At 73.7% G+C, this 4,674-nt stretch carries 4 protein-coding genes; all 4 read right to left on the minus strand.

The features are described from left to right. Positions 1-210: 210 nt before the first annotated feature. Positions 211-1,173 (minus strand): aldo/keto reductase, encoded by a 963-nt coding sequence (locus F6X68_RS30770; protein ID WP_192581610.1) that lies wholly within the window; start codon positions 1,171-1,173, stop codon positions 211-213. A gap of 137 nt (positions 1,174-1,310) precedes the next feature. Then, positions 1,311-2,108, minus strand: a complete 798-nt coding sequence (locus F6X68_RS30775; RefSeq protein WP_151457534.1) for a nucleotidyltransferase domain-containing protein — start codon at positions 2,106-2,108, stop codon at positions 1,311-1,313. Continuing rightward, positions 2,105-3,784, minus strand: coding sequence for an ABC-F family ATP-binding cassette domain-containing protein (locus F6X68_RS30780; protein WP_151457535.1), 1,680 nt, complete (start codon positions 3,782-3,784; stop codon positions 2,105-2,107). Before F6X68_RS30780 ends, F6X68_RS30775 begins: the two co-directional genes overlap by 4 nt. Before the next feature lie 41 nt (positions 3,785-3,825). Then, positions 3,826-4,431 carry a class I SAM-dependent methyltransferase gene (locus F6X68_RS30785; protein WP_151457536.1) on the minus strand — a complete coding sequence of 202 codons (606 nt, stop codon included), beginning with the start codon at positions 4,429-4,431 and terminating at the stop codon, positions 3,826-3,828. Between the last annotated feature and the right edge of the window lie 243 nt (positions 4,432-4,674).

Below are 4,674 nucleotides of genomic sequence, written 5' to 3' on the forward strand. Positions count from 1 at the left end.
CACCGCCCCCGCCACCGGTACCGGCATCGGCATCGGCATCGGTGGAACATGGCGGGTGTCTCCGAGGCCCGGTGACACCCGTGACGTTCCACTCAGCCACCCACAGACCCCACAGCCAACGGTCGCCGGGCGACGGGTAGCGCACCGCCACCGGTGCCGCACCGCCCCCGGTGCCGCAGTGCTGCGGCGCCCGGACGGCGTCGACGTGGCTCAGAAAGTCGCGCGCAGGGCTTCGAGGTCCTCGTCGGTGGGCTGCCAGGTGCCCGCCGCCGCGTTGGCGCGTACCTGCTCGGGCGTGGTGGCGCCGGCGATCACCGAGGTCACCGCCGGCTGGGCGGCCAGCCCGCCGATGGCCACCTGGAGCATCGACAGCCCGCGCTCGGCGGCGTACGCCTCGATCGCCTCGATGGTGTCCCAGTCGGCGGCAGCGAGCCGCTGGGCGTACCGGCCGCCACCGGCGAGGCGGCTGCCGGCCGGCGGGGCCTCGTTGCGCTTGTACTTGCCGGTGAGCAGCCCGTTGGCGAGCGGGAAGAACGGCAGCAGCCCGAGGCCGAAGCGCTCGCACGCCGGCACCACCTCGGCCTCGGCGCCGCGCTCCAGCAGGCTGTAGTGGTTCTGTGCGCTGATGAACCGGGATCGGCCGTTCGACGAGGCCACCCAGTCGGCGTCGGCGATCTGCCAGCCGGCGAAGTTGGAGTTGCCCAGGTAGCGGACCTTGCCGGCGCGGACGAGGTCGTCGAGCGCGGCGAGCGTCTCGTCGATCGGGGTGCCCGGGTCGGGTTCGTGCATCTGGTAGAGGTCGATGTGGTCGGTGCCGAGCCGGCGCAGCGACGCCTCCACCGCCCGGGCGATGTAGCGGCGGGCGCCCCGGGCGCCGAAGTCGGGGCCGTTCATCCCGTTCATGTCCATGCCGAACTTGGTGGCCACCACCACGTCGTCGCGCCGGCCCTTGAGCGCCTGGCCCAGCAGTTCCTCGGAGCCGCCCTGCGGCTCTCCGTAGATGTCGGCGGTGTCGAAGAAGTTGATCCCGGCGTCGAGCGCGGCGTCGACCACCGCCCGGGTGCCGTCGAGGTCGAGCTTGCGGCCGAAGTTGTTGCAGCCGATGCCGACCACGGACACCACGAGCCCGGAGTCGCCCAACCGGCGGTAGGTCATCTCAGTCACGAGCTCCACCCTATGCCCGCCAGCCTGGCGCACGCCGCAGACCACAAAGCCCCACCACGGACGCACAGGCTGCGAAGCCCACCACGCAGCCGGCGAGGCCGTGCACGGGCCGCGAAGCCGCCCTACGTCTCGTGGACCGTGGACCGTCAGTCGAGCACGTCGGCGACGAGCCGGCGCGCGGCGGCGAGCGTGCCGGCCAGCTCGTCCGGCGTGTGCCCGACCCCGCCCAGCAGCGCCTGCGCCCGCCCGGTGAAGTCGGGCGGCACGCCCGGCAGCCGCCCGGCGGAGGCGATCATGCCCTTCTCGTTGACCAGCCACCGCCCGGCCCGGGCGTGCAGCACCTGGGCGAGTACGCCGACCACCCGGAACAGGCAGCCGGCCACGTACCCGCTGTCGCCGGCCACGGCGGCCTTGGCCGCGCCGCCGATCAGGAAGCGGGCCTCCCAGCCGCCGGCGGTCAGCGCGTCGGCCAGGGCGGGCGGGTACGCGAGCGTCTCCTCCCGCAGCGCGGTCAGCTCACCGGTCGGGTCGCCGAGCACCCGGCAGTACGCCACCTCGCCGGCGTAGGCGGGTGAGTAGAAGCCGAGCGGGTGCCCGGCCTGCACGCCGACCTCGTAGCGGCCGGCCCGGCAGTCGGCCCAGATCCGGTGCACCCGGTCGAGGTCACGGTAGATCCAGTCGACGGCCGCCCCGCCGACCCGCAGCCATCCGCCGCCGTCGACCCAGGGCCCCCACCCACCGGGCGGGGTCAGCTCGACCGCCTCGTCGGCCACCGAGGCGGCGACGGCGCGCAGCCCCGGCACGTCCAGCTCGCCCCGGTAGTAGAGGCCGAGGTCCCAGTCGGAGTCGGGCCGGTGCTCGCCCCGGGCCCGGCTGCCGCCGAGCGCGACGGCGACGACCCCGTCGACGGCGCAGAGGCGGTCGGCCAGGTCGGCGGGGATCACGCCACGTCCCAGACCGGCTCCGGTGTCTCCACCACCTCGTTGTCGCCCCGGAAGAGCACGAACCGGTCGAAGGTGCGCGTGAACCAGCGGTCGTGGGTCACCGCCACCACGGTCCCCTCGAACGCGGTCAGCCCGGCCTCCAGCGCCTCCGCCGAGGCCAGGTCGAGGTTGTCGGTGGGCTCGTCGAGCAGCAGCAGCGTCGCGCCGGAGAGCTCCAGCAGCAGCACCAGGAAGCGCGCCTGCTGACCGCCGGAGAGCGTGCCGAAGCGCTGGTCGCCCTGCCCCGCCAGCTCGTACCGGCTCAGCGCCGCCATCGCGGCGTGCCGGTCCATGCCGGTCCGGTGCTCGTCGCCCCGCCAGAGGATCTCGACGAGGGTCTTCGTCATCAGTTCCGGCCGGTCGTGGGTCTGCGAGAAGTGCCCGGGGCGCACGCGCGCGCCGAGCCGGGCCACCCCGTCGTGCACCACCGGCGCGAGCGCGGCGGCGCCGTCGACCGGCCCGTTGGCCGGGTCGGGGTCGGTGCCGCCCCGGGCGAGCAGCCGCAGGAAGTGCGACTTGCCCGTGCCGTTGGCGCCGAGCACCGCGACCCGGTCGCCGTACCAGATCTCCAGGTCGAACGGGAAGGTCAGGCCGTCGAGCTCCAGCTGGTCGCAGATCACCGCGCGCTTGCCGGTCCGCCCGCCGGTGAGCTGCATCCGGATGTCCTGGTCCTTCGGCGGTACGGGCGGCGGCCCGGCCTCCTCGAACTTGCGCAACCGGGTCTGCGCGGCCTGGTAGCGCGACGCCAGCCCGTCGTTGTACGCGGCCTTCTGCTTGTACATCAGCATCAGCTCGCGCAGCTTCTGGTGTTCCTCGTCCCACCGCCTGCGCAGCTCGTCGAGGCGGGCGTGCCGGGCCAGCCGGGCGGAGTGCCAGCTCGCGAAGCCACCCGGGTGCACCCAGGCGCTGCCGCCCTCCACGGCGACCACCCGGTCGGCGGTCTGGGCGAGCAGTTCCCGGTCGTGCGAGACGTAGAGCACCGACTTGGTCGACTCCCGCAGCCGCCCTTCCAGCCACCGTTTGCCGGGCACGTCGAGGAAGTTGTCCGGCTCGTCGAGGAGCAGCACCTCGTCGGGGCCGCGCAGCAGCAGTTCGAGGGCGAAGCGCTTCTGCTGGCCGCCGGAGAGGGTCCGGACGGGTCGTTCCCGGGCGCTCTCCCAGGGCAGACCGAGCACGATGGTGGCGACCGTGTCGAAGAGCACCTCGGCGTCGTACCCGCCGACCTCGCCCCAGGCCGCGAGCGCGTCCGCGTACGCCAGCTGGGCCTTGCCGGCGGCGGTGCTGTACTTGCCGCGGACCTCGGCGGCGCGCATGGCCTCCTCGGTCTCGACCAGCCGGCGGCCGGCGTCGCGCAGCACGGGCGGGGCCAGCGACAGGGCCAGGTCGGCCAGCGTCGACTCGTCGCCGATCATCCCGATGAACTGGCGCATCACGCCCAGCCCGCCGGCGCGCGCGATCGCGCCGGTCTTCACCGGCAGGTCCTCGGCGACCATCCGCAGCAACGTCGTCTTGCCCGCGCCGTTCGGCCCGACCAGGGCCACCTTGGCACCCTCACCGACCCGGAACGACACGTCGGAGAAGAGCTCCCGGCCGTCGGGAAGGATGTGCCCGACCGCTGCCACGTCCACGTATCCCACGTCGGCATCCTGCCCGAGCACGGGCCGGGCGGCCCAATCAATTACCGGGTGACCCGCAGCACCCGGTAGCCCTTCTGGCTGGCGTGGCGCCCCACCTGCCAGCCCTGCTCGACCAGCCAGCGCTGCAACGAGTCCCCGCCGAGATAGCGGGCCACCACCAGCCAGGCGACGCCGTCCGGGGCGAGCCGGGGCAGCCAGCGCAGCAGGATCGCGTGCAGCTCGTCCTTGCCGACGTGGATCGGGGGGTTGGACCAGATCTCCGCGAAGGTCAGCTCGGCGGGTACGTCGTCCGGCGCGGCGACGCGTACCCGGTCGGCCGCGCCGACCCGGGCGGCGTTGGCCGCGGTGAGTTCCCGGGCCCGTTCGTTGACGTCGACGGCCCACACGGCCGCCGTGGGGGCGGAACTGGCGAGTACGCAGGTGATCGGGCCGAAGCCGCAGCCGAGGTCGAGCAGGGCGCCGGTGGACCCGGCGGACGGCAGGTCGGCCTTGCGCAGCAGCACCGCCGTGCCGGGGTCGAGGCGGGCGGCGGAGAAGACGCCGGCGGAGGAGGCCAGGGTGTAGTCGCGGCCGGCGACGGAGAACTCGACCTCGCGCGGGTTGGCGGCGGTCGTGGGTTCAGCGGTGAAGTAGTGTTCGCCGGTCACGTCGGCAATTCTCGCACCGCCGCCGGCCACGCCGGCGCGGACCCGGCAGGCGGGCGCGACCCCGCTCGACACAGGCCCCGCGGCGCGGATCCCCAACACGAGCCGAAACGACTCCGCCCACAATTTCCCATTATTCACACCTAAAGGGACAATGCCTCCTACTCTGGGCGGCATGGTGTATCGGTACGAGTCCGATGAGGACGCATTCATGGAGTACCCGGAGCCCGGGTCCGACGGGCCGGT

Origin of the sequence: Micromonospora sp. AMSO12t (assembly GCF_008806585.1) — a bacterium.
In the GTDB taxonomy this organism is placed as follows: domain Bacteria; phylum Actinomycetota; class Actinomycetes; order Mycobacteriales; family Micromonosporaceae; genus Micromonospora; species Micromonospora reichwaldensis.